Origin of the sequence: Variovorax beijingensis (genome assembly GCF_003951285.1) — a bacterium.
Lineage (GTDB): Bacteria > Pseudomonadota > Gammaproteobacteria > Burkholderiales > Burkholderiaceae_C > Variovorax > Variovorax beijingensis.
This window is the reverse complement of the sequence record NZ_RXFQ01000007.1, coordinates 238,077-254,239: the sequence shown is the minus strand read 5'-3', so window position 1 is coordinate 254,239 and position 16,163 is coordinate 238,077. Positions and strand designations below refer to the sequence as shown.

General features: G+C 68.6%; 15 protein-coding genes. 11 read left to right on the top strand and 4 right to left on the bottom strand.

Annotated features, from left to right (window positions below):
• Positions 1-42 precede the first annotated feature (42 nt).
• On the top strand, positions 43-2,217 hold the full coding sequence (locus EJO66_RS14530; RefSeq protein ID WP_124958530.1) for a malate synthase G: 2,175 nt from the start codon (positions 43-45) through the stop codon (positions 2,215-2,217).
• 108 nt (positions 2,218-2,325) lie between these two features.
• On the top strand, positions 2,326-3,564 hold the full coding sequence (locus tag EJO66_RS14525; RefSeq protein WP_125965486.1) for an MFS transporter: 1,239 nt from the start codon (positions 2,326-2,328) through the stop codon (positions 3,562-3,564).
• Between the two features lie 22 nt (positions 3,565-3,586).
• Here EJO66_RS14525 and EJO66_RS14520 read toward each other — a convergent pair whose 3' ends face one another.
• From EJO66_RS14520 to EJO66_RS14510, 3 genes are all read right to left on the bottom strand, one after another.
• Positions 3,587-4,366 (bottom strand): hypothetical protein, encoded by a 780-nt coding sequence (locus EJO66_RS14520; protein ID WP_223262250.1) that lies wholly within the window; start codon positions 4,364-4,366, stop codon positions 3,587-3,589.
• Positions 4,367-4,380: 14 nt separating this feature from the next.
• Positions 4,381-4,599 (bottom strand): hypothetical protein, encoded by a 219-nt coding sequence (locus EJO66_RS14515; protein WP_124958527.1) that lies wholly within the window; start codon positions 4,597-4,599, stop codon positions 4,381-4,383.
• 319 nt (positions 4,600-4,918) lie between these two features.
• The gene (locus tag EJO66_RS14510; protein WP_124958526.1) at positions 4,919-5,854 is read right to left on the bottom strand and encodes a LysR substrate-binding domain-containing protein; all 936 of its coding nucleotides are present in this window, start codon (positions 5,852-5,854) and stop codon (positions 4,919-4,921) included.
• A gap of 82 nt (positions 5,855-5,936) precedes the next feature.
• Between EJO66_RS14510 and EJO66_RS14505 the strand changes: the two genes are divergently transcribed.
• From EJO66_RS14505 to EJO66_RS14480, 6 genes are all read left to right on the top strand, one after another.
• Positions 5,937-6,257: a DUF2917 domain-containing protein gene (locus EJO66_RS14505; protein ID WP_124958525.1), complete on the top strand. Its 321-nt coding sequence runs from the start codon at positions 5,937-5,939 to the stop codon at positions 6,255-6,257.
• A gap of 133 nt (positions 6,258-6,390) precedes the next feature.
• A complete protein-coding gene (locus tag EJO66_RS14500) occupies positions 6,391-7,569 on the top strand; it encodes an acetyl-CoA C-acetyltransferase (RefSeq protein WP_125965485.1) in 1,179 nt (392 codons plus the stop codon).
• Positions 7,569-8,372: an enoyl-CoA hydratase-related protein gene (locus tag EJO66_RS14495; RefSeq protein ID WP_125965484.1), complete on the top strand. Its 804-nt coding sequence runs from the start codon at positions 7,569-7,571 to the stop codon at positions 8,370-8,372. The genes EJO66_RS14500 and EJO66_RS14495 overlap by 1 nt, the downstream gene beginning before the upstream one ends.
• A gap of 4 nt (positions 8,373-8,376) precedes the next feature.
• Positions 8,377-9,540 (top strand): acyl-CoA dehydrogenase family protein, encoded by a 1,164-nt coding sequence (locus EJO66_RS14490; protein WP_125965483.1) that lies wholly within the window; start codon positions 8,377-8,379, stop codon positions 9,538-9,540.
• Between the two features lie 46 nt (positions 9,541-9,586).
• Positions 9,587-10,843 (top strand): 6-phosphofructokinase, encoded by a 1,257-nt coding sequence (locus tag EJO66_RS14485; RefSeq protein WP_125965482.1) that lies wholly within the window; start codon positions 9,587-9,589, stop codon positions 10,841-10,843.
• Positions 10,844-10,847: 4 nt separating this feature from the next.
• Positions 10,848-11,081, top strand: coding sequence for a cysteine-rich CWC family protein (locus EJO66_RS14480; RefSeq protein WP_124958520.1), 234 nt, complete (start codon positions 10,848-10,850; stop codon positions 11,079-11,081).
• Here the strand turns inward: EJO66_RS14480 and EJO66_RS14475 are convergent.
• The gene (locus EJO66_RS14475; RefSeq protein WP_125965481.1) at positions 11,072-12,385 is read right to left on the bottom strand and encodes a zinc-binding metallopeptidase family protein; all 1,314 of its coding nucleotides are present in this window, start codon (positions 12,383-12,385) and stop codon (positions 11,072-11,074) included. The two genes, EJO66_RS14480 and EJO66_RS14475, sit on opposite strands and share 10 nt — an antisense overlap.
• A 130-nt stretch (positions 12,386-12,515) precedes the next feature.
• On the opposite strand from EJO66_RS14475, the gene EJO66_RS14470 reads away from it, so the two are divergent.
• From EJO66_RS14470 to EJO66_RS14460, 3 genes are all read left to right on the top strand, one after another.
• Positions 12,516-14,000 (top strand): DHA2 family efflux MFS transporter permease subunit, encoded by a 1,485-nt coding sequence (locus tag EJO66_RS14470; RefSeq protein ID WP_124958518.1) that lies wholly within the window; start codon positions 12,516-12,518, stop codon positions 13,998-14,000.
• A 72-nt stretch (positions 14,001-14,072) separates the two neighbouring features.
• Positions 14,073-15,212, top strand: a complete 1,140-nt coding sequence (locus tag EJO66_RS14465; RefSeq protein WP_124958517.1) for an ABC transporter substrate-binding protein — start codon at positions 14,073-14,075, stop codon at positions 15,210-15,212.
• A gap of 50 nt (positions 15,213-15,262) precedes the next feature.
• Positions 15,263-16,030: a class II glutamine amidotransferase gene (locus tag EJO66_RS14460; RefSeq protein WP_124958516.1), complete on the top strand. Its 768-nt coding sequence runs from the start codon at positions 15,263-15,265 to the stop codon at positions 16,028-16,030.
• The last annotated feature ends 133 nt before the right edge of the window (positions 16,031-16,163 follow it).

The following is a 16,163-nucleotide window of genomic DNA, read 5'->3' as shown; positions in this document are numbered from 1 at the left end:
TCATTTCATTCAGCATTGCACCGTTCTCAAGGAGAGAAAAACATGACCGCCCGCACCACCACCCACGGCCTCCAGGTTGCGACCGAGCTTCATCGCTTCATCGAAGACAAGGTCCTGCCCGCCAGCGGCGTGGCCAGCGAGGTTTTCTGGAAAGGCTTCGACGCCATCGTCCATGACCTCGCGCCGAAGAACATCGCGCTGCTGGCCGAACGCGACCGCCTGCAGGCCGAGCTCGACGCCTGGCACAAGAAGAACCCCGGCCCCATCGCCGATATGCCGGCCTACCGCGCCTTCCTCGAGAAGATCGGCTACCTGCTGCCGCAGCCCAAGGGCGCGAAGGCCACCACCGCGAACGTCGATTCCGAGCTCGCGCTGCAGGCCGGCCCGCAGCTGGTGGTGCCCATCCTCAACGCCCGCTACGCGCTCAACGCCGCCAACGCGCGCTGGGGTTCGCTGTACGACGCGCTCTACGGCACCGATGCCATTCCCGAAACCGATGGCGCCGAAAAGGGCAAGGGCTACAACCCCGTGCGCGGCGCCAAGGTCATCGAGTTCGCGCGCAAGGTGCTCGACCAGGCCGCGCCGCTCGAAAACGGCTCGCACAAGATGGCGACCGGCTACAGCGTGAAGGACGGCAAGCTGGTCGTCGCGCTGCAAAGCAGCAGCACCGGCCTGGCCGACCCCGCGCAGTTCGTCGGCTACCAGGGCGATGCGGCCGCGCCGTCGTCGGTGCTGCTCAAGCACAACGGCATCCACCTGGACATCCGCATCGACCGCAGCACGCCCATTGGCAAGGGCGATGCGGCCGGCGTCAGCGACCTGGTGCTCGAAGCCGCGCTCTCCACCATCCTCGACCTCGAGGACTCGGTGGCCGTGGTCGACGCGGCCGACAAGGTGGTCGCCTACTCGAACTGGCTCGGCATCGTGCAGGGCACGCTCACCGAGGAAGTCGCCAAGGGAGGCAAGACCTTCACGCGCGGCCTGAACCCCGACCGCGAATACACCGGCGCCGACGGCCAGCCCGTGAAGCTGCACGGCCGCTCGCTGATGTTCCTGCGCAATGTGGGCCACCTGATGACCAACCCGGCCGTGCTGTATGCGGGCGGCAAGGAAATCCCCGAAGGCATCCTCGACGCGGTGGTCACCACCACCATCGCCATGATCGACCTGAAGCGCAAGGGCAACTCGCGCACCGGCAGCATCTACATCGTCAAGCCCAAGATGCACGGCCCGGCCGAAGTGGCCTTTGCCAGCGAGCTGTTCGGCCGCGTCGAGCAGCTGCTCGGCCTGCCCGCCAACACCGTGAAGCTCGGCATCATGGACGAGGAGCGCCGCACCAGCGTGAACCTCAAGGCCTGCATCGCCGAGGCCGCCGCGCGCGTGGCCTTCATCAACACCGGTTTTCTCGACCGCACCGGCGACGAGATGCACACCGCCATGCACGGCGGCCCGATGATCCGCAAGGGCGACATGAAATCGAGCGCCTGGATCGGCGCGTACGAGAAGAACAACGTGCTGGTCGGCCTCTCGTGCGGCCTGCGCGGCAAGGCGCAGATCGGCAAGGGCATGTGGGCCATGCCCGACCTGATGGCCGCCATGCTCGAGCAGAAGATCGCGCACCCCAAGGCCGGCGCCAACACCGCCTGGGTACCCTCGCCCACCGCCGCCACGCTGCACGCGCTGCACTACCACCAGGTGAGCGTCACGGCCGTGCAGCAGGAACTCGAGAAGATCGACGCCGACGCGGAACGCGACAACATCCTGAACGCGCTGCTGCAGGTGCCGATCGCTCCCGCGGCCAACTGGACCGAGGCCGAGAAGCAGCAGGAGATCGACAACAACGTGCAGGGCATCCTCGGCTACGTGGTGCGCTGGATCGACCAGGGCGTGGGCTGCTCCAAGGTGCCCGACATCCACAACGTGGGCCTGATGGAAGACCGCGCCACGCTGCGCATCTCGAGCCAGCACATCGCCAACTGGCTGCTGCACGGCGTGGTGACCAAGGCGCAGGTCGACGAGACCTTCCAGCGCATGGCCAAGGTGGTCGACGAGCAGAACGCGGGCGATCCGGTGTACCAGCCGATGGCCGGCCACTTCGCAACCTCGGCCGCGTACAAGGCGGCGCAGGACCTGGTGTTCAAGGGCATCGAGCAGCCGAGCGGCTACACCGAGCCGCTGCTGCATGCGTGGCGGCTGAAGGTGAAGGGCGAAGCCTGATCGCGCTTGCGCATCGGTTTGGGAACGACGGCGCCTCGGGCGCCGTTTTTTTCTTTGGCATGCCGTTAGGATTCGTGCTGCCTCCGTCTCCAGCGCCGCGCCTCCCCCATGACCCTCTCCCCTGCCTCGGCACGTTCGGCCACATCGATGCTGATCGTGCTGGCCTCCGCTTTCGCGCTGAGCCAGGCCTTTCGCACCGTCGGCGCGATGATGGCCACGCCGCTCGCGCAGCATTTCGGCCTCTCGGCCCAGGCGCTGGGCTTGTGGGCAGGCACCTTCCATTTCATGTTCGGCGCGACGCAGCTCGCGATGGGTGTGTCGATCGACATCTACGGCGTGCGGCGCACGGTGCTCACGGCCTTTCCGCTTGCCATTGTGGGCGCGGTGCTGTGTGCAGCCGCGCCCAGCTTCCATGCGCTGCTGCTCGGGCAGGCCATGATCGGCGTCGGCTGCGCGCCGGCTTTTCTCGCCTGCACCGTGTTCATCGCACGGCACTTCGAGGCCGCGCGCTTCACGGCCATGTCGGGCCTCGTGATGAGCATGGCGGGGCTGGGCATCCTGTTCACCGGCACGCCGCTCGCGCTGCTGATCGAAGCCGCGAGCTGGCGCGCGGGCTACGCCTGCCTCGCGGGCTTCGCGGTGCTGTCGTGGGGCTTCGTGTTCTGGCGCGTGCACGAACCGCCGCGCGCGGTGCCGCACGAACGCCAGACGCTCGCCAAGGCCGTGCGCGAACTGCTGCCGCTCTTTGCCATGCCGCACACGCTGGGCCTGCTGTGCTTTGCCTGCGTGTCGTATGCCGCGTTCATCACCCTGCGCGGCCTTTGGCTCGGCCCCGTGCTGCACGACCGCCACGGGCTGTCGCTGGTCAGCAGCGGCAATGTGGCGCTGGCGATGACCATCGCCGGCATGATCAGCCCCGCCATCTTCGGCCGCCTCGACCCGGGCGGCCGGCGGCGCGGCCGCTGGCTCATGGGCTGCGCGTTCGCGGCCGCGGTGATCTTCGCGTTCATGGCGTTCACGCATTCGCTCGCCGTCGACATCGGCCTGCCGATCCTCTATGGACTGCTCTCGGGCTACTCGGTGCTGCAGTATTCGTACACGCGCGCCGCCTATCCGGCGGCCATGACGGGGCGCGCGCTGTCGCTGCTCAACATGGCGATGTTCCTCGGCGTGTCGCTGATGCAGTGGACCACGGGCGTGGCCGCGTCGTGGGCCACGTCGAACGGCGTGGAGCCGTTTCGCGCAGTGTTCCTCACGATCGCGGGCATGCTGGCGGTGGGCACCCTGGCGTTCCTGTTGCTGCCGCGTACGCACGAAAAAGCGGGCCTCGCCTGCGCGCAGCCCTGAGCGGCATCGCGCAGGCGCTCGCTCAACCGCGCTCGCCCAGCCGCGAGCGCACCTCCGCGCGGCCGAGCTTGCGCATGCACTCCGCATACACGTTGGGCCGGCCGTACATCGCCATCGTGTCGGTGGTGCCGAAGGCGGGCGGCTCGCAGCCGCGGCGCGTGACCAGGCAGCGCCGCAGCACGTCGTAGCAGCGCGGCGCGGGCTCCAGCCGGCGCACCTCGGGCACGCGCGCGAGCGTCACCTCCCACCAGCAGCCGTCGATGCGATGCCACTGCGTGACGGCGTCGATCGCATGGTAGGGCGCGCAGGGCTTCACCACCCCTTGCGCCGCCGCCACCTTCGCCTCGCGTTCGGCCTTGCGGCGCTGTGCCGCGCCGCGCCGATACCGGTTGGGCAACAGGATGCCGGTGGCCGGATGCACGAAGAGCTCGACGTGGGGCGCCTCGCGCAGCGGCACGCGGTCGCTGCCCGCCCACCACCGCGAACGCACCAGCACCTCGCCGCCGTGCATCACCGCATCGCGCACGACGAAGTCGTCGATGTGCAGGAAGATGTGCGCCTGCACCGTGCTGCGCCGGTCGATGCCCCGGCAGAGCTCGCTCCACACCTTGTCCCACGGCCGGTGCACCTGCTTGTGCAGCCAGCGCCGGAGCGGCTGGAGGTTCTCGTTGAGCCCCTTCGGGTGGTCGTAGCCACGCTTCATGCCGAGATGCGAACCGCGCTCCCTGCTGTTTCGAAATGCGCGCCCGTCGCCCTGCACGCCACCTCCGCGGCGCGGGCGTTCCACGATGACCTTGTCCATGTCTTCGCGCATCGTCAGCCCTCCCGCCCAAGGCTGCGCGCAGCCTTCTGCAGCGCGACCTTCTGCGCGCGCCGTTCCGCACGGTGCGTACGCAGGTGGCGGCCCGCCTTCTGATTCGATTCGCCGCGCGCGACGGCGGCCACCACGGGGTTGCGAGGTGCCGCATTCGGCACCGAAAAATAGAACCGGCCCAGACGCTTGTCGTCGTCGCGGGCCTTTCGTTGAGCACTCATGTGCGCACACTCCAGAAACAGGAAAGCCCCGGCGAATGGCTGCGCGGGGCCTTTGTCGATGGGCCTCGGCGGATGCATGGATGCACATCCGGCCGGGGCGGTCGGTGTGCGGGTCAGGTGTTCAGGAAACGGTTCATTGAATGTGTTGCCGCCCGGGAGGTTGGTCGTCGCCAGGCGCGGATGAAAAACTGTTGCTGAAAAACGAAGGGCGGATTCTGGCGAGCACGCGTGCTGTGTGCAAGCGCGGCGCCTGCGGCTGTGGCGCAAAGCCCACGCCTCGCGCCACGCCGGATGCGCGAGGAGTTTCCGCACAAATCCTTCAGGTCCGCTGCGCCGCCTCGGCCTCGTCGCGCAGCCATTGCGCGAACTCCTGTGCGTCGCGATTGCCCGCGGCACGCCGCGAGGTCTCGATGAAGTAGCCGCGGTGCGAAGCCGCGCCCTCGCCGAGCGGCGCCACCAGCCGGCCGTCCTGCATCAGTTCGCGCAGCAGCGGCAGCCGGCCGATCACCACGCCCTGCCCGGCCACGGCGGCGGCCACCGCATCGGCGTACTGGGTGAAGCGCAGCGTGCTCTTCATGCGCAGGTCGTCGAGCCCCATCACCTTGAGCCAGGGTTCCCAATCGGCGGTGGGTGCCTCGCTGTGGTCCGGGTATTCGATGGTGAGCAGCGTGAGGTTCGCGAAGTCCGCCGGCGTGCGCAGCGAGGCGGCGAGTTGCGGCGAACACAGCGGGATCACCGATTCCTCGAACAGCGCCGGACCGATGCCGCGGCCGATCGGCATGAAGCGCACCGCCAGGTCGAGGCGGCCGCTCTCCAGGTCCAGCACGTCGAGCGTGGCCGACACGCGCACGTCGACCTGCGGATGGCTGCCGGTGAAGCGCGCCAGCTTCGGAATGAGCCACAGCGACGCGAAACCCGGCGTGGTGGTGATGGCCACCTGGCGCGGCGCGGAACTGGCGCGCACCCGCGCGGTGGCGTCGCGCAGCCGCTCCAGGCTGTCGGTCACGGCCCGCTGCATCACGCCGCCCGCCTCGGTGAGCGCCAGCGCGCGGTGCCGGCGCTCGAACAGCAGCACGCCCAGGCTGGCTTCGAGCTGCTGGATCTGCCGGCTCACGGCCGACTGGGTCAGGTGCAGTTCGCCGGCCGCGAGCGTGAAGCTCAGCCGGCGCGCCGCGGCCTCGAAACTGCGCAGCAGCTCAAGTGGCGGCAGTTCGCCGGCCCCGGTACCAAGGGCTTTCACATTCTCTGAATGCATGCAACGAGTTCCGAATTACCGTGTGCAAGAGGGAGGCTGGATCACTATATTCATTCATATCACGAATGCAATGGAGCTTGCCATGAGCACCCAGCCTCTCTCTTCCCGCTTTCACCTCAGCCTGCCGACCCGTTCCATCTTTGCCGTGCCCGATGGCGCCGGCGTGGGCATCGAATGCCGCAGCGGCTCGGTCTGGGTGACGCTCGACCGCGATCCGCGCGACATCGTGCTCGCCCCGGGCGAGCGCTTCGAAGGCAGCGAGCACCGGCGCATGCTGGTGTCGGCACTCGAAGCCTCGTGCATCACGGTGTCGGACGCGCAGCCCGCGGCCATGCCGCTGCCGCCACCGGTGCGCCGCCGGTCGCCTTGGCGACTGCTGCCGCTCGGGTTGTCCCCGGCTTGACCTGAGCGGCCCCGGCATCGAACCTCGATGCCATGGACCTTCCACGCACCGAACGCCGCCGCCGTGACGGGCGGCTTTTTTGCGTTGGGCGCCGCGCGGTTCACGCTGTTTTCTTTTCTGAAGGGACATGACCATGGCAGAGGCATACATCGTGGCCGCCGCGCGCACGGCCGGCGGGCGGCGCGGCGGCAAGCTCGCGGGCTGGCATCCGGCCGACCTGGCGGCGCAGGTGATCGACGCGCTGGTGGCGAAGAGCGGCATCGATCCGGCCGCGGTGGAAGACGTGATCCTGGGTTGCGTGAGCCAGGTGGGCGAGCAGGCGACCAACGCGGCGCGCAATGCGGTGCTGGCGTCGAGGCTGCCCGAGTCGGTGCCGGGCACCTCGGTCGACCGGCAGTGCGGCTCGTCGCAGCAGGCGCTGCACTTTGCGGCGCAGGCCGTGATGTCGGGCGCCATGGACGCGGTGATTGCGGGCGGCGTCGAAAGCATGACGCGCGTGCCGATGTTCACGCCCAATGCGCTGCCGGCCAAGGCGGGCCTGGGCACCTACATGAGCCCGGCCATGAAAAGACGCTACCCCGGCGTGGAGTTCAGCCAGTTCACCGGCGCCGAGATGATCGCGAAGAACTACGGCATCGACAAGGACGCACTCGACCGCTATGCGCTCGAAAGCCACCGCCGAGCCATGGCCGCGACGCGCTCGGGCGCGTTCGAAGGCGAGATCGTGCCCATCGAGATCCTGCAGGCCGACGGCAGCGGCACCGGCGAGCAGCACACGGTGGACGAAGGCATCCGCTTCGATGCCACGCTCGAAGGCATCGCGGGCGTCAAGCTGATTGCCGAGGGCGGACGCTGCACCGCCGCCACCGCGAGCCAGATCTGCGACGGCGCAAGCGGCGTGCTGGTGGTGAACGAACGCGGCCTGAAGGCCCTGGGCGTGAAGCCGCTCGCGCGCATCCACCACATGAGCGTGATGGGGCACGACCCCGTGATCATGCTGGAAGCGCCGCTGCCCGCCACGCTGCATGCGTTGAAAAAGGCCGGCATGCGCATCCAGGACATCGATCTTTATGAAGTGAACGAAGCCTTCGCGCCCGTGCCGATCGCCTGGCTGGAGGCGCTGAACGCCGATCCCGCGCGGCTCAACGTGAACGGCGGCGCCATCGCGCTCGGCCATCCGCTGGGCGCCTCGGGCACCAAGCTCATGACGACGCTGGTCCACGCGCTGGGCCGGCGCGGCAAGCGCTACGGCCTGCAGACGATGTGCGAAGGCGGCGGCATGGCCAACGTCACCATCGTGGAAAGGCTCTGATGAACGCACAGCCCTACGTGCTCTACGAGCTGGCCGACGGCATCGCCACGCTCACGCTGAACCTGCCGGCCAAGCTGAACCCGATTGCGCGCGAACTGCAGGTCGAGCTGCGTGACACGCTGGAACGCATCCGCGATGACCGCGCGGTGCGCGCCGTGATCCTGACCGGCGCCGGCAAGGCCTTTTGCGTGGGCGCAGATTTGAGCGCAATGGCGCCCGGCGACGAAGGCAAGTCGCTCGGCGCGCAGACCGCGGAGTGGATGCAGTCGCTCAGCAACCCGCTGATCGAGACGCTGCGCACGCTGCCCGTGCCGGTGGTGGCGGCCGTCAACGGCCCCGCGGCCGGCGCCGGCGTGGGCCTGGCCCTGGCCGCCGACGTGACGATTGCGGCGCGCAGCGCGTACTTCTACCTGCCCTTCCTGCCCAAGCTCGGCATCGTGCCGGACCTGGGCTGCACCTGGGCCATTCCGCGGCGCGCCGGCAAGGCGCGTGCGATGGGCATGGCGCTGCTCGACGAGCGCCTGAGTGCGGGGCGCGCGGTGCAGTGGGGCCTGATCTGGGCCTGCGCGGACGACGAAAAGTTGCTCGAAGAAGCGCGCGCCATCGCGCAGCGGCTCGCCCGCCTGCCGGCACATGCGGTGGTCGAGGCGCGCGAAGCCTTCGAGGCCGCCGAGCGCCACACGCTGGCCGAGCAACTGCACTACGAAAGCGAACGCCAGCGCGAGCTGATCGACCGCCCCAGCTTCCGCGAAGGCGTGAGCGCCTTCCTGCAGAAGCGCCCACCAAGCTTCCCCGGGCGCTGAGGCCATGATCGAACGCACGCTTTTCAGCGCCGACCACGAGGCCTTCCGCGACAGCTTCCGCCGCTTCATGGACAAGGAGATCGCGCCCTTCCACGAGGCGTGGGAAGAACAGGGCTACGTGGACCGCGCCGTCTGGTCCAAGGCCGGCGGGAACGGCTTTCTCTGCATGGCGCTGCCCGAGGCCTACGGCGGCGCGGGTGCCGACCTGCTCTATTCGGTGATCCAGTTCGAGGAACTCTGGGCGCGCGGCTTCACGGGCATCGGCTTCGGGCTGCACAGCGAGATCGTGGCCCCCTACATCCTGCGCTACGGCACCGAGGCGCAGAAGCAGCGCTACCTCCCCCAACTCGCGAGCGGCGAGATGGTCGGCGCCATCGCGATGAGCGAGCCCGGCGCGGGCAGCGACCTGCAGGCGGTCAAGACCAGCGCCATCCGCCAGCCCGACGGCAGCTACCTGCTCAACGGCAGCAAGACCTTCATCACCAACGGCTGGCATGCCGACCTCGTGATCGTGGTCGCCAAGACCGACCCGGCCGCGGGCGCCAAGGGCACCAGCCTGTTCCTGGTCGAGCGCGGCATGCCGGGCTTCGAGAAGGGCAAGCGGCTCAAGAAGCTGGGGCTGAAGGCGCAGGACACCTCCGAGCTGTTCTTCGACGACGTGCGGCTGCCGGCCGACGCATTGCTCGGCGATGCCGCGCAGCTGAACCGCGGCTTCGTCTGCCTGATGGAGCAGCTGCCGTGGGAGCGGCTGCAGATCGCGATCAGCGCAGTGGCCGCGTCGCAGGCCGCCATCGACCAGACCGTGGCCTACGTGAAGGAGCGCAAGGTGTTCGGCCAGCCGGTGGGCAGCTACCAGAACACGCGCTACACGCTCGCCGAGCTGCAGACCGAGGTGCAGGTGGCGCAGGTGTTCGTCGACAAGTGCATCGAGCTGCTGATGGCCGAGAAGCTCGATACCGCCACCGCCAGCATGGCCAAGTACTGGACCACCGACCTGCAGTGCAAGGTGATGGACGCCTGCGTGCAGCTGCACGGCGGCTACGGCTTCATGTGGGAGTACCCGATCACGCGCGCGTATGCCGATGCGCGGGTGCAGCGCATCTATGGCGGCACGAACGAGATCATGAAAGAGGTGATCACGCGGGCGATGGGCCTGGGCGGGCGCTGAAACAGGACCACTGGCGCCTGGCTCGAGGCTGCGGGAGAATGGCCGCATGCCCATCCTCAACGCCTTCTACGCCCAGTCGGGCGGCGTCACCTCGGTCATCAATGCGTCGGCCTGCGGCGTGATCGAGACGGCACGAAAACACCCGGACCGCATCGGCAATGTCTACGCCGGGCGCAACGGCATCATCGGCGCGCTGACCGAGGAGCTGATCGACACCGGCGCCGAGCCGGCCGAGGCCATTGCGGCGCTGCGCAGCACGCCCTCGGGCGCCTTCGGCTCGTGCCGCTACAAGCTCAAGTCGCTCGAGAAGAACCGGCGCGAATACGAACGGCTGATCGAGGTGTTCAAGGCGCACGGCATCGGCTATTTCTTCTACAACGGCGGCGGCGATTCGGCCGACACCTGCTTCAAGGTGAGCCAGCTGTCGCAGTCGCTCGGCTATCCGCTGCAGGCGATCCACGTGCCCAAGACCATCGACAACGACCTGCCGCTGACCGACTGCTGCCCGGGCTTCGGCTCGGTCGCCAAGTACGTGGCGGTGTCGACGCTGGAGGCTTCGTTCGACGTGCGCTCGATGGCCGCCACTTCCACCAAGGTGTTCGTGCTCGAGGTGATGGGGCGGCATGCGGGCTGGATCGCGGCGGCCGGCGGGCTCGTGGCCGACCATGGCATTCCGGTGGTGGTGCTGTTCCCCGAGATCGAGTTCGACAAGGCGCGCTTTCTCGCGCGCATCGACGAGCTGGTGAAGCAGCATGGCTACTGCTCGGTGGTGGTGTCCGAGGGCTGCCACTACCCTGACGGAACCTTCCTGGCCGAGCAAGGCACACGCGACGCCTTCGGCCATGCGCAGCTCGGCGGCGCGGCGCCGGTGGTGGCGCAGATGGTCAAGGAGGCGCTGGGCCACAAGTTCCACTGGGCCGTGGCCGACTACCTGCAGCGCGCGGCGCGGCACATTGCCTCGGCCACCGACGTGAAGCAGGCCTACGAGCTGGGGCAGCGCGCGGTCGAGCTCGCGCTCGAGGGCCGCAACGCGGTGATGCCGACCATCGAGCGCACCTCCGATGCGCCCTACGCCTACCGCATCGGCAGTGCGCCGCTCGATGCGGTGGCGAATGTCGAAAAACCGATGCCGCGCGACTTCATCTCGGAGGACGGCTGGGGCATCACCGACAAGTGCAGGCGCTACCTGCTGCCGCTGATCGAGGGCGAGGACTACCCCGCCTACCGCAACGGCCTGCCGGTGTACGCAACCCTGCGCAACGTGGCCGTGCCCAGGAAGCTGCCGGCCTTCGAGCTCGCCTGACGCGATGGAAACAGCCACCGCCACCATCGACACCACGCGCTGTCCGCTGTGCGGCGAGGAGAACCGCTGCGCGATGGAAACCGCGCGCGAAACCGGCCAGCCACAGCCGCCCTGCTGGTGCATGTCGGCCGACTTCGGCAAGGCGCCGTTCGCGGCCCTGCCGCCGGCATCGCGCGGCAAGGCCTGCATGTGCCCCCGCTGCGCCGCGGGAGCGCCCGCCGGGTCTCGTCAGGACTGAGCGGCGCCCTGCTGCTGGCTTTGCGCCGGCGGCAGCGGCACGCCGGGCGAAGCGGCCGCAGAGACGCCGCGGTCGCGCTGCTGCGTGATCACGCAATGGATGAACTGCAGCTTGCCGACAGCCACGCGCGGCAGCACGAAGGGGTAGTAGTCGGGCTGTCCCATGCTGCGCGAAAGCTCGTTGAGCACGTTGGTGAGCAGCACCCAGCCGTTGAGGAAATCCAGGAACCTGGCGGCGCCGGGATGCTCGGGCTGCCAGAGGTCTTCCGCGGTGAACAGGTCGGTCGCAAGCTCGACGTTGGTGGCGTCCACGCCAAAGCTCATGGCGGTGTCGACGGTGTCGGCCATGTGCAGGTAGTGGGCCCAGGTTTCGGCCCAGTCCTCCCAGGGGTGCATGCTCGCGTAGCTGCTCACGAAGCGGTCGGCCCAGTCGGGTGGCGGGCCTTGTTCATAGTGCTGCTGGAGCGCCGCGGCGTAGTCGGCGCGCTCGTCGCCGAAGAGCGCGCGGAACTCGTCGAGCCAGGGCGTGGGCTGCACCAGCAGGTCCCAGTAGTAGTGGCCGATCTCGTGGCGGAAATGTCCGAGCAGCGTCCGGTAGGGCTCGCGCATTTCGGCGCGGATGCGCTCGCGCACGGCGTCCTCGGCCTCTTCGGCGTTGAGGGTGATCACGCCCTGTTCATGCCCGGTCATCACGTGCGGGCCGCCCGGCATGTTGCCGAGAAAGTCGAAGGCCAGGCCGTGCACCGGATCGGCATGGCGGCTGACCACCGGCAGCCCGAGCGCGAGCAGCTGCGAGATGAGCCGGCGCTTCGCATGCTCGAGCTTGCGCCAGAGTTCGCCGTTGCTCTCCGCCGAAAGATCGGGGATGGTGCGGGTGACGCTGCAGGCCAGGCAGTAGCCGGGCGCGAGGCCGTTGGTGTTGAACGAAGGGTCGTCGCCCTCGCGCGGGGCCGGCACCATCCAGTTGCAGCTGGCGGCGGTCATGAGGTTGGCGCAGCGGCGGTAGGTGCGGCCGTCGGGGTTGCCGAACACGGTGAAGAGTTGTTCGGGTTCGGCGCCGTCGGCCGCGCTGTCGTCGGTGTTGTCTTCGTCCTCGACCGGCGCCAGCGGCACGACGCCCAGGCGCTCGATCACGTAGCCCAGCGGCGTGCGGCAGGCCAGGCACTGGCTGTTGCGCAGGAACACCGGCCGGCCGCACTGGCAGCGGTAGGCGCGGCTCACGGTGGGCGCCGCGAGTTCGGAGGCAAGGTGAGAGGCCGCGCCCGGTTCGGGGGCATCGGCCTGGTCATCGGGTGGAGCATTCATTTCGTTGTTCTGGAAAGGCAGCGCGGGACAGCAATGCATTGTGGGACGTGCGGGCTCCGGCCCCGCCGCGCAAAGCCCGATATGCTTGTAGGACGACGGACCCGCATCGAAAAAGCCGGGGCCACCGCCCATGACCACCACTCCCACGCCCGAAGCCGCTTCGCCGGCCCCGCCTTCCATCGGCACCCTGCGCGAACGCTACGGTCCGCGCTACCGCTGGTACCTGCTGCTTTCGGTGATGGTGGGGGTGATGGCGTCGATCATGTCCTCGACCATCGTCAACGTCGCGATCCCGGGCATGAGCCACCATTTCTCGCTGGGCCAGGATCGCGCGCAGTGGGTGAGCTCGGGCTTCATGGTGGCGATGACGGTCTCGATGCTGACCACGCCGTGGCTGCTGTCGCGCTACGGCTACCGGCGCACCTACGTGGGCACGATGGTGCTGCTGCTCGCGGGCGGCATCGCGGGCGGGCTGGCCAACAACTTCTCGCTGGTGCTGCTGGCGCGCGTGGCCGAGGGGCTTGCGGCGGGCGTGGTGCAGCCGATTCCGGCCATCATCATCCTGCGCGCCTTCGAGCCGCACGAGCAGGGACGCGCGAGCGGCATCTTCGGCATGGGCGTGGTGCTGGCGCCGGCCATCGGCCCGAGCATCGGCGGCGTGCTGGTCGACTTGTTCGGCTGGCGCTCGATCTTCTTCATGGTGGTGCCGTTCTGCCTGGCCTCGCTCTGGCTGGCCTACAGGTTCGTGCCGACCACGGCGCCCGGCGGCGTGGCGGCCGCGCGCGGCAGCGGGCTCGACTGGCGCGGCCTCGCACTGGGCACCGTGGGCACGCTCTGCCTGCTGAACGGCCTGGTCGAGCTGCGCGGCGATTCGCCGGTGCAGGCCGGCCTGCTGCTGGCGGCCGCGGTGCTGGCTTTTGGCGCCTTCGTCTGGTGGCAGCGCCGCTACGCGGCCGGCGGCGGCGAACCGCTGATGAACCTGGCGCTGTTCCAGTACCGCCAGTTCGCCATGGGCAGCGTGGTCGCCTTCATCTACGGCACGGCGCTGTTCGGCTCCACTTACCTGCTGCCGGTGTACATGCAGGTCGGGCTGCAGCTGTCCGCGTCGCACGTGGGCACCATCCTGCTGCCGGCGGGCATCGTGCTGGCCCTGACCATCGCGGGCGTGGGCCGGCTGGCCGACCGGCAGCCGACGTGGATGCTGGTGAGCATCGGGCTGGTGCTGCTGGCGGCTTCGTTCGCGCTGATGGTGGTGCTCCGGCTCGACAGCGCGCTCTGGCTGCTGGTGGCGTTTGCCATCATCGGGCGCATCGGGCTCGGCTTCATCCTGCCCTCGCTCAACCTCGGTTCGATGCGGCCGCTCGCCAAGCCGCTGATTCCGCAGGGCGCCAGCGCGATCAACTTCCTGCGCATGCTGGGCGGCGCGGCCGGCGTGAGCCTGTGCGCCATCGTGCTCGAGTGGCGGCTGGCGGCGCATGGCGATTCGCTGGCCAACGCCGCGAGCAGCCCGGCGCGGCTCGCGGCCTTCGACGAGGTGTTCCTGATGCTGGCCGGGCTCTGCGCGCTGGCGATCTGCGCGGCCTGGCAGCTTCGGCAACCCGACCCGCAAGGGTAAGCACTTAGTAATACTTAAGCACCCATCGTTTCTAATTGTTAGCATTTGTTAGCTAATGATGGGATGGGTTCGATGCAACGCAGAAGTTTTGTCGCCGGAACGGCAGTTTTCGCAGCGGGCCTGGCCCATCTCTCGTCCGCACAGGCCGCCGAGGCGGGGGTGACCGACACCGAAATCGTGCTCGGCAGCTCGGCCGTGCTGAGCGGTCCGCTCGGCTCGCAGATCAAGGTGGTGCACAACGGCGCCGCGCTGGCCTTCGACGCCATCAATGAGCAGGGCGGCGTGGGCGGACGCAAGATCAAGCTGGTGGCGCTGGACGACGAGCTCAAGCCCGAGAAGGCGGTCGAAAACTACGGCAAGCTGCTGAACGACCACCGCGTGTTCGCCTTCTTCGGCTGCGTGGGCTCGGGCACCACGGCCGCCGCGGCCAAGCTGCTGCAGCAAAGCGGCGCACCCAGCGTCGGCGGCTACGGCGTGGGCGACAGCGCGCGCGAACGCGTGGCGGGCTCGGCCTATTTCGTGCGCGCCAGCAATGCGCGCGAGGCGCAGGCGCTGGTCGAGCACCTGTCGACCATCGGCGTGAACAAGATCGCGATCGCCCACCTGGACAATCCGGGCGGCGTCGAGGCGGTGAAGCTGATCGAGGCGGCCATGGCCACGCACAAGCAGGCGCCCGCGTTGGTGGTGTCGGTGAAGGGCGATGGCTCGACCTCCGCGGCCGCCGGCAAGATGCTGGCCGACAGCCAGTCCCAGGCCGTGCTGATGTACCTGGCCGGCACCGTGGCCGGCGAGGTGATCAAGGCGACCTATGGGGCCGGCAGCAAGCCGATGTTCTACGGCATGTCGATCGTGCCGGGCGAGGTCACGGCCAAGGTGGTGCAGTTGCAGGCCAGCGGCCTGGCCATCTCGCAGGTCACGCCCTATCCCTGGGGCGAGGTGGAATCCGTCACGCGCGACTACCGCCGGCTGGCCGAACGCGCGCAGGTGCCGGTGGGCTACGGCAGCTTCGAGGGCTACCTGAACGCGCTGGTGATGATCGAGGCGCTCAAGCGCACCGGCCGCGACCTGACGCGGGCCCGCCTGCATGCAACGCTGCGGGCATTCAGGCTGCGCCTGGCCGGCATGGACATCGACTTCTCGACCGGCGCCAATGCCGGCTCGCGCTTCATCGAGATGGTGCGCGTCACGCCCGAAGGCCGCTTCGTGCGCTGAACGGGCAGCCGGGTTCGCCGGGCGGGCGGCGCTCGCGCTCTAATAGCGCCATGTGCCAACTGCTTGGAATGAACTGCAACACGCCCACGGACGTGACCTTCAGCTTTACCGGCTTCGCGCAGCGCGGCGGCCGCACCGACCACCACGCCGACGGCTGGGGCATCGCCTTCTTCGAGGACCGCGGGCTGCGCCACTTCGTCGACCACATGCCCGCGAGCGAGTCGCCGGTGGCCGAGCTGATCCGGCGCTACCCGATCCAGAGCCGCAACGTCATTGCGCACATCCGCAAGGCCACGCAGGGCGCTGTCAACCTGCAGAACTGCCACCCCTTCGTGCGCGAACTGTGGGGCCGCTACTGGGTGTTCGCCCACAACGGCGACCTGAAGGATTTCCGCCCGCGCCTGCACGGCAACTTCCACCCGGTGGGCAACACCGACAGCGAGCACGCCTTCTGCTGGATCATGCAGGAGCTGGCCAAGTCGCATGCGGGCGTGCCGAGCATCGAGGAGCTCACGCTCACGCTGCGCGAACTGGCGCCGCAGCTTGCGGGCCACGGCACCTTCAACTTCATGCTGTCGAACGGCCAGGCGCTCTGGGCCCATGCCTCCACGCATCTCTGGTACGTGGAACGGCGCCATCCCTTCCTCACGGCGCAGCTGTCGGACGAAGACCTGGAGATCGACTTCGCAAAGCACACCACGCCGAACGACCGCGTGGCGGTGGTCGTGACCGCGCCGCTCACCACCAACGAAAGCTGGACGGCCTTCGCGCCCGGCGATTTGCACGTGTTCGTGGACGGGCAGCGGGCGGCGTTCTGAAGCGGCCCCGCCCAGCCGCCCGATTGACGACTTTTTTCTGACACTTTTCCGCAACATGGCGGGAAAGTTTCGAAATCATGGGCTTTGTTATCGAATAATAACGGTTCTCATTTGTATTACAGATTGAACCGTT

Coding starts and splice junctions, on each gene's coding strand:
- EJO66_RS14530 (WP_124958530.1), top strand. CDS start 43: ATGACCGCCCGCACCACCACCCACGGCCTCCAGGTTGCGACCGAGCTT.
- EJO66_RS14525 (WP_125965486.1), top strand. CDS start 2,326: ATGACCCTCTCCCCTGCCTCGGCACGTTCGGCCACATCGATGCTGATC.
- EJO66_RS14520 (WP_223262250.1), bottom strand. CDS start 4,366: ATGGACAAGGTCATCGTGGAACGCCCGCGCCGCGGAGGTGGCGTGCAG.
- EJO66_RS14515 (WP_124958527.1), bottom strand. CDS start 4,599: ATGAGTGCTCAACGAAAGGCCCGCGACGACGACAAGCGTCTGGGCCGG.
- EJO66_RS14510 (WP_124958526.1), bottom strand. CDS start 5,854: ATGCATTCAGAGAATGTGAAAGCCCTTGGTACCGGGGCCGGCGAACTG.
- EJO66_RS14505 (WP_124958525.1), top strand. CDS start 5,937: ATGAGCACCCAGCCTCTCTCTTCCCGCTTTCACCTCAGCCTGCCGACC.
- EJO66_RS14500 (WP_125965485.1), top strand. CDS start 6,391: ATGGCAGAGGCATACATCGTGGCCGCCGCGCGCACGGCCGGCGGGCGG.
- EJO66_RS14495 (WP_125965484.1), top strand. CDS start 7,569: ATGAACGCACAGCCCTACGTGCTCTACGAGCTGGCCGACGGCATCGCC.
- EJO66_RS14490 (WP_125965483.1), top strand. CDS start 8,377: ATGATCGAACGCACGCTTTTCAGCGCCGACCACGAGGCCTTCCGCGAC.
- EJO66_RS14485 (WP_125965482.1), top strand. CDS start 9,587: ATGCCCATCCTCAACGCCTTCTACGCCCAGTCGGGCGGCGTCACCTCG.
- EJO66_RS14480 (WP_124958520.1), top strand. CDS start 10,848: ATGGAAACAGCCACCGCCACCATCGACACCACGCGCTGTCCGCTGTGC.
- EJO66_RS14475 (WP_125965481.1), bottom strand. CDS start 12,385: ATGAATGCTCCACCCGATGACCAGGCCGATGCCCCCGAACCGGGCGCG.
- EJO66_RS14470 (WP_124958518.1), top strand. CDS start 12,516: ATGACCACCACTCCCACGCCCGAAGCCGCTTCGCCGGCCCCGCCTTCC.
- EJO66_RS14465 (WP_124958517.1), top strand. CDS start 14,073: ATGCAACGCAGAAGTTTTGTCGCCGGAACGGCAGTTTTCGCAGCGGGC.
- EJO66_RS14460 (WP_124958516.1), top strand. CDS start 15,263: ATGTGCCAACTGCTTGGAATGAACTGCAACACGCCCACGGACGTGACC.